The following is a 15543-nucleotide window of genomic DNA, read 5'->3' on the forward strand; positions in this document are numbered from 1 at the left end:
AATGGTTCACTCTGTTATCACCGACGTCACCCAACGGATCATCGACCGCAGCGCCGACCTGCGCGGGCCTCACGTAGAGCGGATGGAGCAAGCCCGGTCAAAGGGCCCGGCGCGCGCGCATCTGTCGTGCAGCGGCCAGGCCCATGCCTATGCCGGTGCGGGTCAGGATCAGCAGTCGATGGCGACGGGAACGGCCGGGAACTTGGGCATTGTCACCTCGTATAACGACATGCTTTCGGCCCACCAACCGTTCGAGCGCTACCCCGGTCTGATCCGCGATGCGATCCGCGCGGCGGGTGGCACCGCACAGGTCGCAGGTGGCGTGCCCGCCATGTGCGACGGCGTCACGCAGGGTGAGGCGGGGATGGAGCTATCGCTGTTCTCGCGCGACGTGATCGCTTTGGCGACCGGAGTGGCGCTGAGCCACAACACCTATGATGCGGCCGTGTTCCTTGGCGTGTGCGACAAGATCGTGCCCGGCCTTATCATCGGTGCGCAGGCGTTCGGGCATCTGCCTGCCGTCTTCCTGCCCGCCGGCCCGATGACCAGCGGGTTGCCGAACGATGAAAAGGCCAAGGTCCGCCAGAAATTCGCCGCCGGGGAGGTTGGTCGCGACGAGCTGATGAAGGCGGAAATGGCTGCCTATCACGGGCCCGGCACCTGTACCTTCTACGGCACCGCCAACACCAACCAGATGCTAATGGAGTTCATGGGCCTGCATCTGCCGGGCTCCAGTTTTGTTAACCCCAACACCCCGCTGCGGGATGCGCTGACGCAAGAGGGCGCCCGCCGTGCCCTGTCTCTCAGCGCGTTGGGCAATGATTATACGCCGGTCTATCAGGTGCTGGATGAACGGGCCTTTGTGAATGGCATCGTTGGTCTGATGGCCACCGGTGGTTCAACCAACCTGCTGATCCACCTGATCGCGATGGCGCGCGCAGGGGGTATCGTGCTGGATTGGGAAGATTTCTCCGACATCTCTGCCGTGGTCCCTCTGATCGCGCGGGTCTATCCCAACGGTCTGGCAGATGTGAACCATTTCCACGCGGCTGGCGGTCTGGGTTACTGCATCGGGACGCTGCTTGAGGACGGGCTGCTGCACCCTGATACGCTGACGGTGGCGGGGCAGGGTCTGCACAACTATACCAAGGAACCCAAGCTGAAAGGCGACGAGTTGACGTGGGAAGAAGGCGCGGGCCATAGCCTGAACGACAAGATTGTCCGCCCTGCAAAGGACCCGTTCCAGCCCACCGGCGGCTTGTCGCGTCTGACCGGCAATTTGGGCACCGCGGTCATGAAGGTCTCGGCCGTTGCCCCCGAACATCAGGTGGTCGAAGCGCCCGTGCGTGTCTTCCACGATCAGGATGAGGTCAAAGCCGCCTTCAAGGCCGGAGAATTCACTGGCGACGTCATTGTCGTTGTCCGCTTTCAGGGCCCCAAGGCCAACGGTATGCCCGAATTGCACTCGCTGACGCCGATGCTGTCGATCCTGCAGGGGCGGGGGCAGAAAGTTGCGCTGGTCACCGATGGCCGCATGTCCGGTGCGTCGGGCAAGGTTCCCGCCGCGATCCATGTCTGCCCCGAAGCGCTGGAGGGTGGCCCGATCGCCTACTTGCAAGACGGCGATCTATTGCGCGTTGATGCGGTGAAAGGCGATCTGGAAATCCTTACCCCGGGTGTGCTGGATCGCGCTCCTGTCACCGCCGATCTGTCTGCCAACCAACACGGCACTGGTCGCGACTTGTTTGCCGCTTTCCGCAATAACGTCGGTTCCGCCGACGCTGGCGCCAGCATTTTCGGAGCATAATCCCCATGACGAAAACCCAACGTACCCGTGAAATCTGCGCCCTTGCGCCGATTGTGCCTGTTCTGGTCGTCGATGATGCAGAACACGCCCGCCCTCTGGCCGAGGCGCTGGTCGCCGGTGGCCTGCCCGCGTTGGAGGTCACGCTGCGTACACCTGCTGCGCTGGACGTGATCCGCGAGATGGCGCAGGTGACCGGCGGAGTTGTTGGCGCAGGCACGCTGGTTACCCCTGAGGACGTGCGTGCCGCCAAAGAGGCGGGCGCGCAGTTCGGTGTCTCCCCCGGTGCGACCGACGCACTAATCGCGGCCTGTGAGGCGGAAGGTCTGCCTTTGCTGCCCGGAGCGGCCACGGCCAGCGAGGCGATGCGCCTGCTGGAACAGGGCTATGACATGCTGAAATTCTTCCCGGCCGAGGCATCGGGCGGCGCGCCTGCGTTGAAAGCCATCGGAGCGCCATTGCCGCAGATCACGTTCTGCCCGACCGGTGGCGTCTCTCCTGCGAATGCGAAAGATTACCTGTCGCTGTCAAACGTGGTCTGCGCCGGAGGCAGCTGGGTTGCACCCAAGCAGATGGTTCTGGACGGCGATTGGGCCGGGATCGAAGCACTTGCCCGTGAGGCGGCCAAGCTGGCGGATTGACGCCACCTATTGCGGCGTTAGGGTGGGGGCAATTCAAACAGGTTGACCCCATGACAAACCCAATTTCTCTCGCGCAGGGGCGCGAGTATCTGGCTATTCCCGGCCCGTCGGTCATGCCCGATGCGGTTTTGCAGGCCATGCACCGCCCGTCGCCCAATATCTATGACGGCGAACTGATCGAGATGATGCCTGCCCTGACCCGCGATCTGCGGCGCGTGGCCCGGACAGAGCATCACGTCGCCATCTACATCTCCAACGGTCACGGAACGTGGGAAGCCGCGCTATCCAACGTGATCGCTCCAGGGGAAACCGTGCTGGCACCAGCCTCGGGCCGGTTCACCCATGGCTGGGCCGAGATGGCCGAGGGAATTGGCGCCAAGGTCGAACTGATTGATTTCGGTACGTCCTCACCGTGGGATATGGAGCGCATTGCAGACGCCTTGCGCGCGGATACCGGATACCGGATCAAAGCGGTTCTGGCGGTGCATGTGGATACCTCCAGCTCAATCCGCAACGACATCCCGGCGCTCAGGGCGCTGTTGGATGACCTGAACCACCCGGCGCTGTTGATGGCGGACTGCATCGCTTCGCTGGGGTGCGACCGGTTTGAGATGGATGCCTGGGGCGTCGATGTCATGGTCACCGCCTGCCAAAAAGGTCTGATGACTCCGGCAGGCGTCGGGTTCGTGTTCTTCAACGACAAAGCGCAGGCCAAACGGGCCGAGATGCCGCGTGTGTCTCAGTACTGGGACTGGCAGCCGCGGGCAAAGCCGGAACTGTTCTACCAGTATTTCAACGGCACCGCCCCGACGCATCACCTGTACGGCCTGCGCGCCGCCTTGGACCTGATCCACGCAGAAGGCATCGAACGTGTCTGGACCCGCCACGAACGCCTAGCCACTGCAATCTGGACAGCATGTGAAACCTGGGCAGAAGGCGGTGCGCTGCAGTTGAACGTCGCCGACCGTGCCCATCGCAGCCACGCGGTCACCACTCTGCGCCTGACGGATGCGCGTGGTACGCCATTGCGCCAATTCACTGAGACACAGATGGGCCTGACACTCGGCATCGGTCTTGGCATGGAGGACTGGAACGGCTTTTTTCGTCTCGGCCATATGGGCCACGTGAACGGTCAGATGGTGATGGCGATATTGGGGGGCATGGAGACTGCTATGGCCGCCCAGAACATCCCGCGCGGCAAAGGTGCGCTTGAGGCCGCCGCGGCCGTTCTATCCCAATAACCGAGGCCTATTCAGCCCGCGCTGCCGCCAAGGCTTGTGGCAGCGCCGCTGCAAAAGCGTCCAAATCCGCCGCCTCACCACAGCTGACCCGGATACACCGGTTCTGAGGGGCGGCAAACGGCATTCGCACAAAGATGCCCTGCGCCACCAATGCCTCCAGCACTGCCTTGGCAAATACTCCGTCCTGACCACAATCGATGGCGACAAAATTCGTGGCCGAGGGCAGGGGCGCTAGCCCGTTATCCCGTGATATCTGGCTGATGCGGTCGCGGGATGTGCTAATCTGCGCCTGCACATGGGCCAGCCATTCAGCATCCTGTAAGGCAGCCAGTGCGCCTGCCTGCGCGGCCCTGTTCATGCCGAAATGATTGCGCACCTTGTTGAAGGCCTCGATCAATCCCGGTGCGCCAATGGCATATCCAACCCGCGCCCCGGCCATGCCGTAGACCTTGGAAAACGTGCGCATCCGGATCACACGCGGATCATCCGCCCCTATAGGGGCCGCGGTGCCCTCGGGCGCGCATTCAACATAGGCCTCGTCCAGCACCAGCAGGCATCCTTCGGGCAGTGCGTCCATGGCCCTTACGATGTCTGCACCGCTGTGCCAGCTGCCCATCGGATTGTCGGGGTTGGCCAGATAGACCAGCTTTGCATCCACTTCCGCGGCCTTGGTGAACAGCGCCGCAGGGTCCTCGTGGTCGCCCTTATACGGCACCTTGTGCAACACGCCGCCAAAGCCTGCGACGTGATAGTTGAAGGTCGGATAAGCTCCGTCCGAAGTGACGACCGCATCGCCCGGGCCGACCAGCAACCGCACGAGGTAACCCAACAACCCGTCGATGCCTTCGCCAACCACGATGTTTTCCGGCGTCACTCCGTGATGATCCGCCAGCGCGTGCCGCAGATCATGGTTCTCGGGGTCGCCATACATCCAGATTTCTGTTGCCGCCATCGCCTCGATCGCGCGGGGCGAGGGGCCGAAAATACTCTCATTCGCGCCCAGCCTGGCTACAAAGGGCGCGCCGCGTTGACGCTCTTGTGTCTCGGGCCCGACAAAGGGCACGGTTGCGGGCAATGACAGGGCGAGCGGGGTATAGCGTGGGTCAGTCATGCAGCGAGATAACCCCATGGCCCCCTGCCAGGCAACCACCTGCTACAGCACCGTCAGACGTGCCCCGACGTTGTAGTGGAACTTACCGACCCTTCCGGGCATGGTTTGGGGTATCAGAGATTGGGAGGCCCACATGTCACGCGTATCCGTCGAATACAAAGATCACATCGCCCATGTCACCCTGACACGGGGCGACAAGATGAACGCGCTGGATGATGCGATGGTCAAGGCGCTGCTGTCCGCCGGGCAAGAGGTTGCGGTCTCGAACGTGCGCGCCGTGGTGCTGTCGGGCGAGGGCAAAAGTTTCTGTGCCGGGCTCGACATGGCTAGCTTCGCCAAGATGGCCCATATGGACCCGACTGAATGGCTGATGACCCGCAGCCATGAGGATGCCAACGAGATGCAGGAACTGGCCTTGGTCTGGCGGCGAGTGCCGGTGCCCGTGATCTGTGCCATTCAGGGCGTGGCTTATGGCGGCGGTCTCCAGATCGCGCTGGGCGCGGATATCCGCATCGCCCACCCCGAGGCCAAGCTGGCTGTGATGGAGATGAAATGGGGCATCATCCCCGACATGGGCGGCATGGTCCTGCTACCGCAGCTTGTGCGCTCGGACGTGTTGCGATTGCTGACCTACACCGCGCGTCCCATCGGCGCACAGCAAGCGGCAGACTGGGGGCTGGTCACGAAACTCTCGGACGATCCGCTGACCGAGGCGCAGGCGCTGGCCGAAGACATTGCAGGCAAAAGCCCCTCGGCCATCCGCGCGGCAAAACGCCTGATCGAAGTGGCTGAGAGCAAGTCCCGTGCCGAGGTTTTGTTGGAGGAATCCGCCGAGCAGGTGGAACTGATTGGCAAACCCGATCAGATGGAGGTGGTGATGGCGCAGATGCAGGGCCGCAAGCCCGAGTTCAAGTAATCAGCGCATAAAGGCCCGCCGCGCGTCGCGTGCCATGTTGTACCGCATCTCAAGATCCGCGATCCGGGCCATGGCCGCTTTGCGGTCATCCGGGTCGGTCAGTGCAGCATAGTCTTTTCGCGCTGCATCCAGTTTTTTGAGGATCTCGAATTCTTCGGGAAGTATTCCGGCTTGCGCCATAATCCGGTGCCCGGCTGCGATCGCCGGGTCGCTTTGGGCCTCACCTGACCGGTCAGGCAGCGGACGTCCTTCGCCTTCCAGGCCCTCCAGCTGGCCCTCGGCCTGCGCCTTTTTGATCTGGCGTTCGATCAGTTTTCCAAGCGATCCAAACATGACAAGACGATACTCCGGACTTGCGACAGGTGAAAGAGGCTAGCGCGTTCGGTTCGTCACCAAATAGGCAATGCCACCGGCCAGCAGCCCCCAGACGGCAGCCCCCAGGCCAAAGACGGATATGCCAGAGGCCGTGATTGCAAAGGTCAAAACCGCGGCCTCCCGCTCGGCAGGGACTTCAAGTGCCGCGTGGGTTGCGTTGGCCAGCACTCCGATCAGTGCGATTCCGGTCAGCGTACCCATAAGCAGTGGATCGGCATGTACGGCGAACCCGGTAATCGCCACCGCGAAAATGCCGAACAGGCAGTAAAACACACCCGCCATTACCCCTGACCAATAGCGTTGGTTCGGGTCGGGGTGGCTGTCCTCGTTGGAACACATCGCGGCCGTGATCGCAGCAAGGCAAGTGGCGGGGGCACCGAAGGGTGCCGACAGAATGCTGGCTGCTCCGACGGATGAGAACAGCTTGCCCGGCGTGGGCGCATACCCAAAGCTGCGCATCACGGCGATTCCGGGAATGTTTTGGGTGGCCATTGTCACGATGAAAAGCGGGATTGCGATGCCAATGATCGAGGCCAGCGAAAGCGTCGGCATGGTCCAGACCGGTACGGCCATCAGATGCGATGGAGCCACCGATGTATCGCCTGCGTTCAGGACCACAACAATCGCTGCAGCGATCACCGCAGCCGGGACAGCGAACAATCGGTTGATCCGCCCGGCGATGAACCATGTCAGGATCACCGGCAAGGCTTGCCAAGGCAGGTCAACGGCGGCCTTGAAGGGGGTGATGCACAGGGGCAGCAGAACGCCGCCCAGCATCGCTTGCGCCAGCGTCGTTGGGATCGCCGCGGCCAACCGCCCCAATGGACGCCAAAGCCCGGCCAGCACGGTCAGCGCGCCTGCACACAGAAACGCCCCGACGGCCTCTGAGAATCCTGCCGCTGGTAGCGCGGACACCGCCAACAGCGCGACGCCGGGCGTCGACCACGCGACGCTGATGGGTTGCCGGTACCACAGACTAAGCCCGATAGCCGTCAGTCCCATGGTGATCGCGGCCGTCATCAGGCCCGAAGCGGACTCGGCCGGGGATGCCCCCATGGCCGCCAACCCCTGTAGCACGATGGGGAATGAACTGAAGAACCCGACAATGGCCACAACCAGCCCGGTCGAGATTGTTTGCATCGGGGGGAAGGCGCGCGCCATTTTGACCTCGGGGCTTGTGACCGGCAATTGCTAACAAGGGTTACGCTTTGGGGGCAAGTCCCTTGAGCCAAAAGAAAACCCCACCGTCGGATTAGCCGGTGGGGTTTCAATTTGAGTATTTAGGACAAGGTGCAGATCAGGCGATCTCGGCCAGACGGGCGAGCGCCTCGTTCAGTTTCTCTTCTTCCTCTTCCCGGGCGGCGAGGTTGGCCTTGGCTTCCGCAACCACTTCTTCAGGGGCCGAAGCCACGAATTTCGGGTTGTTCAGGCGCCCGCGCAGGCCGCCCAGTTCCTTGGCCAGCTTGCCCTTGGCTTTTTCCAGCCGTTCTTTTTCTGCGCCGATGTCGATGATATCCGCCAGCGGCAGGCCGAAAGAAGCACCGGGGGCGGCGATCGAGATTGTGCCTTTGGGCAGCTCATCCGCCTTGGTCAGGCTGTCGATCCGCGCCAGACGTTTGATAAGCGCCTCGTTACGGTCCCACGCGGATTGGCCGTTTTCATCGATCTCGGTCACCAGCATCGGCACATAGAGGCCAGCCGGAACTCGCATCTGCGCACGGGCCGAACGGGTGTTTTCGATCACCGAAATCACCCAGTTCATCTCACGATCCGCATCCGCATCCACCAGATCAGCAGCGGCGTAGGTCGGCCAGTCGGCGTGAACGATCATCTTGGTACGGTTACCGGTCAGGCCCCACAGCTCTTCGGTGACAAAGGGCATGATCGGGTGCAGCAGGACCATGCACTGATCCAGAACCCAGCGCATGGTGGCGCGAGTCTCGGCCTGTGCTTCGGCGTCGTCGCCCTGCAGCAGCGGTTTCGACAGCTCCACGTACCAGTCGCAGACCTTGCCCCAGACAAAGGCATAGAGTCCGTTGGCCGCGTCGTTGAAGCGATAGCTTTCCAGCGCCGCGTCGACCTCTTCGCGCACGCGGGCGGTCTCGCCGATGATCCAGCGGTTCACGGCAGCTTTGGGATTCAGGTCGCCCACGTCCAGTTGCGGAACGGCGTCGGTGAAGACCTCGTTCATCTCGGCAAAGCGGACGGCGTTCCAAAGCTTGGTGCCGAAATTGCGATAGCCGGTGATGCGCTCGCGCGACAGTTTCAGCACACCGCCAATGGCCGCCATCGAGGCGTTGGTAAAGCGCAGCGCGTCGGCGCCGAATTCGTCCACGATTTCCAGCGGGTCGATGACGTTGCCGGTGGTCTTGGACATCTTCTTGCCCTTCTCGTCACGGACGAGCTGATGCAGGTAGACGGTGTGGAACGGGATCTGATCGACCACGGCCAGTTGCATCATCATCATCCGGGCGACCCAGAAGAAAAGGATGTCGAAGCCGGTGATCAGAACGTCCGTGGGGAAATAGCGCTCCAGTTCCTCGGTTTGCTCGGGCCAGCCCAGCGTACCGATGGGCCAGAGGCCGGAGGAGAACCAGGTGTCGAGGACGTCGGGGTCGCGCCACACCGGGTAAACCAGCTTGGTCGGGTCTTGGTCGACAGCGTATTGAGCAAGGCTTTCAGCGAACTGGTGGATCGCTTCCTGTTTGCCGGCAACTTCTATAACAGTTGCGTGGCTCAGCGGGCTGGGGATGTTGGCGTTGTCGTCGAGGAACTTTTCGGAAACGGCCTCAAGGTTCGCTGCGCATTCCATGACATTGCCACGATGCAGCATACCGCCTTCATTCAACAAGCGGCCCAGTTCGACCAGATCAAGGTCACCATCATTTTCATCGTCGATGAAGTCATCGGCGGACAGGTCGAGGCCATACCAAACCGGAATCTGATGCCCCCACCACAGCTGGCGCGAGATGCACCAGGGCTCGATGTTTTCCAGCCAGTGGTAATAGGTCTTTTCGCCCGACTCGGGGATGATCTTGACCGTGCCGTCCTTGACCGCATCCAGCGCGGGGCCGACAACTTTTTCAGCGTCTACGAACCATTGGTCGGTGAACATCGGCTCGATGACCACTTTCGAGCGGTCGCCGAAGGGCTGCATGATCGGTTTGCTCTCAACCAGCGGGACCAGCTTGTCGGCACCTTCATGCTCGGGCTTCAGAGCGGTCGAGCCCAGACGCGCGTCGTCGGCACGGCACATGACGGCCAGACCGTCATTAGTGATTTCTTCAACCACTTTTGCCCGCGCCTCGAACCGGTCGAGCCCACGCAGGTGATCGGGGACGAGGTTGATCGCGTCGATCTCGTTTTCGGTGAACTCACGACCGCGTGCGTATTCCTGCGCCTTGCCTGCCTCGTCGGCGTAAGGCGCACCATCGGCCCGCATCGCGCCCTTGGTGTCCATCAGGCGGTACATCGGAATGCCGCCGCGCTTGGCGACCATGTTGTCGTTGAAGTCATGCGCGCCGGTGATCTTCACCGCGCCGGAGCCGAAATCGGGATCCGGGTAATCGTCGGTGATGATCGGGATCTGACGGCGATGCTCTTTCGGACCAACCGGGATTTCGCAAAGCTTGCCGACGATGGGTGCGTAGCGCTCATCCGACGGGTGAACCGCAACCGCGCCGTCGCCCAGCATGGTTTCAGGGCGCGTTGTGGCGATCGAGATATAATCGCGCTCTTCCTCAAGGATGACGTTCCCATCCTCGTCTTTCTCGACATAGGTATAGGTCTCGCCACCCGCCAGCGGGTATTTGAAGTGCCACATGTGGCCCGCGACTTCGATATTCTCGACCTCTAGGTCCGAGATCGCGGTTTCGAAATGCGGGTCCCAGTTGACCAGACGCTTGCCGCGATAGATCAGGCCCTTTTCGTACATGTCGACGAAGACCTTGATCACCGCATCGTGGAAGTTGGCCGAGTTCTCGTGTCCCGTGCGCGGATCGCCCGCCGCACCGGCCATGGTGAAGGCGTTGCGCGACCAGTCGCAGGAGGAGCCGAGGCGCTTCAACTGCTCGATGATCGTGCCGCCATATTCGCCTTTCCATTCCCAGACTTTCTCAAGGAATTTTTCACGGCCCAGTTCACGCCGACCGGGCTGCTGGGTGGCGGCGAGCATCTTTTCGACCTGCATCTGAGTGGCGATGCCCGCGTGATCCTGACCGGGCTGCCACAGCGTGTCGAAACCGCGCATCCGGTGCCAGCGGATCAGGATGTCCTGCAGCGTGTTGTTGAAGGCGTGGCCCACGTGCAGCGCTCCCGTCACGTTGGGCGGCGGGATCATGATGGTAAAGCTTTCGTCGCGCGATTTGTTTGCGCCTGCCTTGAAGGCTCCGGCCTGTTCCCAGGCCTCGTAGATGCGGGCCTCGGCCTCGGCCGCGTTGAATGTCTTTTCCATCGCCATGGGGTGCGTCCTGCGTCATCAATCTTGGGTCAGCGCCTGCAATAACGAATGCGCGTGGGAAGGGGAAGGGTCTGCGGACGCTCTGGACAACGAACGGGCGCAACCTAATGTCGCCTGTGAGGCAGCGACAGGAGCACGCAATGGAGAAGTTCGGAATAAGCCACTCGGTCAAGCGGACCGAGGATCAGCGCTTTTTGACCGGGCAAGGGCGGTACATGGATGATGATGTGCCGGGCGATGCTCTGTTCGCGGCCTTCTTCCGCAGCCCGGTTGCGCATGGCCGGATCACTGCTTTGGATCTGGACGCGGCGCGTGATGCGGATGGCGTGCGGCTGGTCATGGCGCTGGATGATCTGGCCGGGGCGGGGATCGATACCGTGATGAACGCGGCGACGGTGACCAACCGGGATGGGTCCAAGGCGGCGGCACCGGACCGGCATATGCTGGCAAAGGACAGGGTGCGGTTTGTCGGCGAACCTGTGGCCGTGGTCATCGCCGAGACCCCAATGCAGGCCCGCGATGCGGTTGAGATGATATGGATGGAGACCGACGACCTGCCCGCCAAGCTGGATGTCGACGCCGGAGGGGAGATGCTGCACTCCGAGGCCCCGGATAACCGCGCCTTTGACTGGGGGCTGGGGGATGAGGCCGCGACCGAGGCCGCGTTTCAGCAGGCCACCCATACCGTCTCGCTGAACGTGGCGGACAATCGGGTGATCATCACCTCGCTGGAACCTCGTGGCTGTCAGGCGCATTGGGCTGATGGGCGGCTGCAGTTTGCCTATGGCGGTCAAGGCGTCTGGGCCATGCGGGCGCAACTGGCGCAAAAGCTGAAGCTGGAGCCTGAGGCGATCCGCGTCACCACCCCCGATGTGGGTGGTGGGTTCGGCATGAAGGTGATGCCGTATCCCGAATATTTCTGTGTCGCAGTTGCCGCGATGAAGCTGGGTCAGCCCGTTCACTGGATGTCCGACCGGTCCGAGGCGATGCTGTCTGATCATCATGGCCGCGACCTGACCTCGCTGGCCGAGCTGGCCTTTGACGCCGATCACAAGATCACCGCCTATCGGGTCCACAGCAAGGTCAACTTGGGCGCTTACAACAGCCATTTCGCTCAGGCGATCCAGACCAATCTGGCCAGCAAGGTACTGATGGGGGTCTATGACGTTCAGACCACCTACATGCGTGTCGAAGGGTTTTATACCAATACCACGCAGGTCGATGCCTATCGCGGGGCGGGGCGGCCCGAGGCGATCTACGTGCTTGAACGGTTGATGGATCGCGCGGCGCGTGAATTGGGGATCAATCCGTGGGAACTGCGGCGCAAGAACTTCATCCGGCCCGAGAAATTTCCTTACACCTCCGCCACTGGCGAAACTTATGATGTCGGCGATTTCAACATGGTCCTGACCCGTGCGGGCGAACAAACGCCGGGCTTTGCCGAACGCAAGGCCGCCGACGCCGAACGTGGCCTGATCCGGGGGCAGGGGCTCTGTTATTATATCGAAAGTATTCTGGGAGACCCGTCCGAGAACGCGAAGATCGCATTCTGTGAGGACGGCACCGTGAACCTCTATGTTGGCACCCAGTCAAATGGGCAGGGGCATGAGACGGCCTATACCCATTTCCTGTCGGATCAGACCGGCATTCCCATGGACCGGATCACCATCATTCAGGGCGATAGTGACCAGCTGCCCCACGGGGGCGGCACCGGTGGGTCGCGCTCGGTCACGGTGCAAAGCACGGCGACATTGGCCACAATCGACGTCATGATCGCCGCATTCACGCCGTATCTGGCCGATAAGATGGGGGTCGAGGAGGCTGACGTGAGCTTTGATCACGAAACATTCCGCGCGCCCGGGTCAAACCTGACGCCCACCCTGACCGAGGCGGCCGAGATGGCCCGCGCCGATGGTCGCACCGATCTGCTGCAACACGAAGCGCGCGCCAATCTTGATGCGCGCAGCTATCCCAACGGCGCGCATGTTGCCGAAATTGTTATCGATTCCTACACCGGTGAAACATGGGTGGACCACTATACAGTCGTTGATGATTTTGGTAACCTAATCAACCCGATGCTGGCCGAAGGGCAGGTGCATGGCGGTGTGGTCCAGGGCATTGGACAGGCCTTGACCGAGCATGTTGTGCATGATGCGCAAGGGCAACTGCTCACGGCTTCGTTGATGGACTACGCCTTGCCCCGCGCGGCCGAGATACCCATGATAAAGTTTACCTCGGCGCCGGTTCCGTCAACTTCCAACCCGATGGGTATGAAGGGCTGCGGAGAGGCCGGCACCGTGGGCGCGCTGGCCGCTGTGGCAAACGCGGTTCAGGACGCGCTTTGGGATCACGGGGTGCGGCAGGCGGATATGCCTTTCACACCCAACAGAGTATGGGAATTGTTGACGCATGGATCTGTCGCGGCTGAGTAGAAAGGTACTGGGATGGCTCGGGCGGCCTCTGCGGTCCGAGCACTCGGCCGAGACACCTCATCGCGAGCCTGTCAGCCATGTCATCATCCTCGACGGCACAATGTCGACGCTGGAGCCGGGATTTGAAACCCATGCAGGTCAGGCGTTTCGTCTGTGTCAGGAGATGGGTGGCAAGGTCTCGGTGTTTTACGAAGCTGGGGTCCAGTGGGAAAGCTGGAAAACCTCGCTGGACGTGATGATGGGGCGGGGGATCAATCGCCAGATCCGTCGCGCCTATGGCTATCTGGCATCGCGCTACAAACCCGGTGACCGGATCTATTTTATCGGGTATTCGCGCGGGGCCTACGGCGTGCGCAGCCTTGCCGGGGTGATCGACATGATTGGCCTGCTCAAGGCCGAGCACGCCACCGTGCGCAACATCAAACAGGCCTATCGCCACTACGAATGCAACCCCAACGGCACCGCAGCCCGGGATTTCCGCCGTCAGTTCTGCCACGAAGAAATTGCCATCGAAATGATCGGCGTCTGGGACACCGTCAAGGCGCTGGGCCTGCGCCTGCCGTTGCTGTGGCGCCGGGCCGAAGAAAAGCACGCGTTCCATAACCATCAGCTTGGGCCTGCCACCCGGCACGGTTATCACGCCATGGCGCTGGACGAGACGCGCGAAGTTTATGAACCGGTTCTGTGGGAGTGTACCTCTGATTTCAACGGTCACGTAGAACAGGTCTGGTTCCGGGGCACCCACGGTGATGTCGGTGGTCAGTTGAATGGATTCGAAGACGCACGGCCGCTTAGCAACATTTCCCTGATCTGGATGCTGGACAAGGCCGAGTTGCACGGGCTGCCGCTGCCGGATGGCTGGCGCGACCGCTTCCCAACTGCGACCACTGCGCCTTCGGTCGGAACCTGGCGCGGCTGGGGCAAGATCTTCCTGCTGCGCAAACACCGCAAGATTGGTCGCGATCCGTCAGAACGCCTGCATGTCTCGGTCGCACCGGATGAATTGCCGGGCTGGGTGCCGATGCCGGATTTGCCCTCGCATCCGGCGCAGTAGAAGGTCAGCTTGGGACGCAGAGGTTTGTGACTTGTTTGATCAGTGCATCCGGACGCTCGACCAGATCGAAGCGCCATCGTCTCGGGGACCAATTGTAGATACGTTCTTCGGCGGTATCATCGACAATCAGCAGACCGTGAAAGTACCATTCGGAAGTCGATTTGTAGCCGGTCTCTGCTGTGTAGAATGAAAACCCACGCAGCTGGTGCAGGGTTTCGATCGGAGAGTTTTCTGCATGTTCGGCGATGCAATAGGGTGAACCACCCGCGATCACACGTGTTTGAATAAGGATCATCGGAACGGTCAGCAAAGACCACAGCGCTGGGATAACCGACACCGCCATTCCAAGCTTTGCAAAACGTGATGGGCGTACTTTTCCATCTTGCTCCGACCAGATGAGGAACCCGAACCCCAACGCCATTGTTAGGCTAAAACCATGGAGCAGTTGAGTGGTGGAAAACAGAGAAAGTACGCCAGAGGCTATTGTGAAGAAAACTCCAAAAAGAAGTGTGACGGCGAAAAGGGTATGGGCGAGAAATGTGGGAATCCCGCGCAAACCCGTGAGGGTCATGGCTGAGAGGATCAAAGGCACCGCAGGCGCAATCCAGACCACAAGATACATGGCCTGCATCCAAAATTCGAAAGTTCCGAAGGAATAGTTCGGCTCTACGACAGTTCGATCCAAAGGCTGGAAATAGGCCAAAAAGATCAGGGCAGCGTACCCGCAGAAAAGGTATTTGGGATTCAATCTGAACTGAATCTGAAAAACTCTTGTAAAGAAAGCGGAGTGTTAGGATTGACCGCCCGCCATTGGGCGAGCGGCCAGCCTATTTGTTAGATCAAGCTTACCGGCGGCGGTCGCGGCGCGAGCTCATGGGCTGGAAGGCTACGCCGACATGCGCCTCGCAATAGGGCTTACCGGCTTCTACGGGCAGGCCGCAGAACCAGAAATCCTCGGTCGCGGGGTCGCCCACGGGCCACTTGCAGGTCTTTTCGGTCAATTCCATCAGCGTCAGCTTCTTCGCCTTCTTCTCAATCTCGTTGACCTTGGCCAGCGCCTCGGGGCTGATCTCGTTGGCCGAAGGCTGCGGCGGCAGCGGCTGGCCTGCCGGGATGATCTGGCGGCGGGCGGGCACCGCAGGTTTCGCTTCGGCTGCCGGGGCAGGGGCCGGGCGCGCCGGTTCGGTTTTGGGTGCGGGTTTCGGCTTGGCCTCGGCCTTGGGCGCGGGGGCCGGTTTTTCCTTGGGCTCGGCCTTGGCCGGGGCAGCACCGGTTGCGCGGTTCGACAGGCCCAGACGGTGCACTTTGCCGATCACGGCGTTGCGGGTCACGCCGCCCAGTTCCTTGGCGATCTGGCTGGCAGACTGGCCCTCGCCCCACATTTTCTTCAGAAGTTCTACGCGCTCGTCAGTCCAGGACATCGGTTGCCTTTCAAAAGCGGAAAGCGGCCCCGGATTCGGGCCGCCTTGGGAATTCGTCTCAGCCCCCTATTTTAATCACTGCGGGCCGA

General features: G+C 61.5%; 12 protein-coding genes. 6 read left to right on the plus strand and 6 right to left on the minus strand.

Annotation, left to right across the window (positions count from 1 at the left end; translation table 11 throughout):
- Position 1: 1 nt before the first annotated feature.
- From edd to GOX63_RS06620, 3 genes are read left to right on the plus strand one after another with little or no spacing between them, the layout of a single operon-like run.
- Positions 2-1807, plus strand: coding sequence for a phosphogluconate dehydratase (gene edd, locus GOX63_RS06610; RefSeq protein WP_170326853.1), 1806 nt, complete (start codon positions 2-4; stop codon positions 1805-1807).
- A gap of 5 nt (positions 1808-1812) precedes the next feature.
- Entirely contained in the window at positions 1813-2445 is a 633-nt protein-coding gene (locus tag GOX63_RS06615; RefSeq protein WP_170326852.1) for a bifunctional 4-hydroxy-2-oxoglutarate aldolase/2-dehydro-3-deoxy-phosphogluconate aldolase, read from the plus strand.
- A 50-nt stretch (positions 2446-2495) separates the two neighbouring features.
- Complete coding sequence (locus GOX63_RS06620; protein ID WP_170326851.1) at positions 2496-3686, plus strand: pyridoxal-phosphate-dependent aminotransferase family protein; 1191 nt, start codon at positions 2496-2498, stop codon at positions 3684-3686.
- 7 nt (positions 3687-3693) lie between these two features.
- On the opposite strand, the gene GOX63_RS06625 is transcribed toward GOX63_RS06620, so the two are convergent.
- On the minus strand, positions 3694-4797 hold the full coding sequence (locus GOX63_RS06625; protein WP_170326850.1) for a pyridoxal phosphate-dependent aminotransferase: 1104 nt from the start codon (positions 4795-4797) through the stop codon (positions 3694-3696).
- 133 nt (positions 4798-4930) lie between these two features.
- Here GOX63_RS06625 and GOX63_RS06630 point away from each other — a divergent pair, with 133 nt between their 5' ends.
- Complete coding sequence (locus GOX63_RS06630) at positions 4931-5713, plus strand: crotonase/enoyl-CoA hydratase family protein (RefSeq protein WP_170326849.1); 783 nt, start codon at positions 4931-4933, stop codon at positions 5711-5713.
- Here GOX63_RS06630 and GOX63_RS06635 read toward each other — a convergent pair whose 3' ends face one another.
- The 3 genes from GOX63_RS06635 to GOX63_RS06645 form a co-directional block, all read right to left on the minus strand.
- Positions 5714-6046, minus strand: coding sequence for a DUF1992 domain-containing protein (locus GOX63_RS06635; RefSeq protein WP_170326848.1), 333 nt, complete (start codon positions 6044-6046; stop codon positions 5714-5716).
- A 39-nt stretch (positions 6047-6085) separates the two neighbouring features.
- Positions 6086-7249, minus strand: a complete 1164-nt coding sequence (locus GOX63_RS06640) for a benzoate/H(+) symporter BenE family transporter (protein ID WP_170326847.1) — start codon at positions 7247-7249, stop codon at positions 6086-6088.
- A 136-nt stretch (positions 7250-7385) separates the two neighbouring features.
- On the minus strand, positions 7386-10547 hold the full coding sequence (locus GOX63_RS06645) for a valine--tRNA ligase (protein ID WP_170545200.1): 3162 nt from the start codon (positions 10545-10547) through the stop codon (positions 7386-7388).
- A 140-nt stretch (positions 10548-10687) separates the two neighbouring features.
- Here GOX63_RS06645 and GOX63_RS06650 point away from each other — a divergent pair, with 140 nt between their 5' ends.
- Together GOX63_RS06650 and GOX63_RS06655 are read left to right on the plus strand one after the other, a co-directional pair.
- On the plus strand, positions 10688-12979 hold the full coding sequence (locus GOX63_RS06650; RefSeq protein WP_170326845.1) for a xanthine dehydrogenase family protein molybdopterin-binding subunit: 2292 nt from the start codon (positions 10688-10690) through the stop codon (positions 12977-12979).
- Positions 12957-14033: a DUF2235 domain-containing protein gene (locus GOX63_RS06655; protein WP_170326844.1), complete on the plus strand. Its 1077-nt coding sequence runs from the start codon at positions 12957-12959 to the stop codon at positions 14031-14033. Before GOX63_RS06650 ends, GOX63_RS06655 begins: the two co-directional genes overlap by 23 nt.
- A gap of 4 nt (positions 14034-14037) precedes the next feature.
- Here the strand turns inward: GOX63_RS06655 and GOX63_RS06660 are convergent, their stop codons facing one another.
- Both GOX63_RS06660 and GOX63_RS06665 read right to left on the minus strand, forming a co-directional pair.
- Positions 14038-14655 carry a hypothetical protein gene (locus GOX63_RS06660; protein WP_170326843.1) on the minus strand — a complete coding sequence of 206 codons (618 nt, stop codon included), beginning with the start codon at positions 14653-14655 and terminating at the stop codon, positions 14038-14040.
- A 223-nt stretch (positions 14656-14878) separates the two neighbouring features.
- Positions 14879-15454, minus strand: a complete 576-nt coding sequence (locus GOX63_RS06665) for a GcrA family cell cycle regulator (RefSeq protein WP_170326842.1) — start codon at positions 15452-15454, stop codon at positions 14879-14881.
- Positions 15455-15543 lie beyond the last annotated feature (89 nt).

Origin of the sequence: Ruegeria arenilitoris (genome assembly GCF_013031355.1) — a bacterium.
GTDB lineage: Bacteria > Pseudomonadota > Alphaproteobacteria > Rhodobacterales > Rhodobacteraceae > Ruegeria > Ruegeria arenilitoris_C.

Excerpts from the sequence above, each read along its gene's own strand:
- edd (WP_170326853.1), top strand. The coding sequence starts at position 2 with ATGGTTCACTCTGTTATCACCGACGTCACCCAACGGATCATCGACCGC.
- GOX63_RS06615 (WP_170326852.1), top strand. The coding sequence starts at position 1,813 with ATGACGAAAACCCAACGTACCCGTGAAATCTGCGCCCTTGCGCCGATT.
- GOX63_RS06620 (WP_170326851.1), top strand. The coding sequence starts at position 2,496 with ATGACAAACCCAATTTCTCTCGCGCAGGGGCGCGAGTATCTGGCTATT.
- GOX63_RS06625 (WP_170326850.1), bottom strand. The coding sequence starts at position 4,797 with ATGACTGACCCACGCTATACCCCGCTCGCCCTGTCATTGCCCGCAACC.
- GOX63_RS06630 (WP_170326849.1), top strand. The coding sequence starts at position 4,931 with ATGTCACGCGTATCCGTCGAATACAAAGATCACATCGCCCATGTCACC.
- GOX63_RS06635 (WP_170326848.1), bottom strand. The coding sequence starts at position 6,046 with ATGTTTGGATCGCTTGGAAAACTGATCGAACGCCAGATCAAAAAGGCG.
- GOX63_RS06640 (WP_170326847.1), bottom strand. The coding sequence starts at position 7,249 with ATGGCGCGCGCCTTCCCCCCGATGCAAACAATCTCGACCGGGCTGGTT.
- GOX63_RS06645 (WP_170545200.1), bottom strand. The coding sequence starts at position 10,547 with ATGGCGATGGAAAAGACATTCAACGCGGCCGAGGCCGAGGCCCGCATC.
- GOX63_RS06650 (WP_170326845.1), top strand. The coding sequence starts at position 10,688 with ATGGAGAAGTTCGGAATAAGCCACTCGGTCAAGCGGACCGAGGATCAG.
- GOX63_RS06655 (WP_170326844.1), top strand. The coding sequence starts at position 12,957 with ATGGATCTGTCGCGGCTGAGTAGAAAGGTACTGGGATGGCTCGGGCGG.
- GOX63_RS06660 (WP_170326843.1), bottom strand. The coding sequence starts at position 14,655 with ATGTATCTTGTGGTCTGGATTGCGCCTGCGGTGCCTTTGATCCTCTCA.
- GOX63_RS06665 (WP_170326842.1), bottom strand. The coding sequence starts at position 15,454 with ATGTCCTGGACTGACGAGCGCGTAGAACTTCTGAAGAAAATGTGGGGC.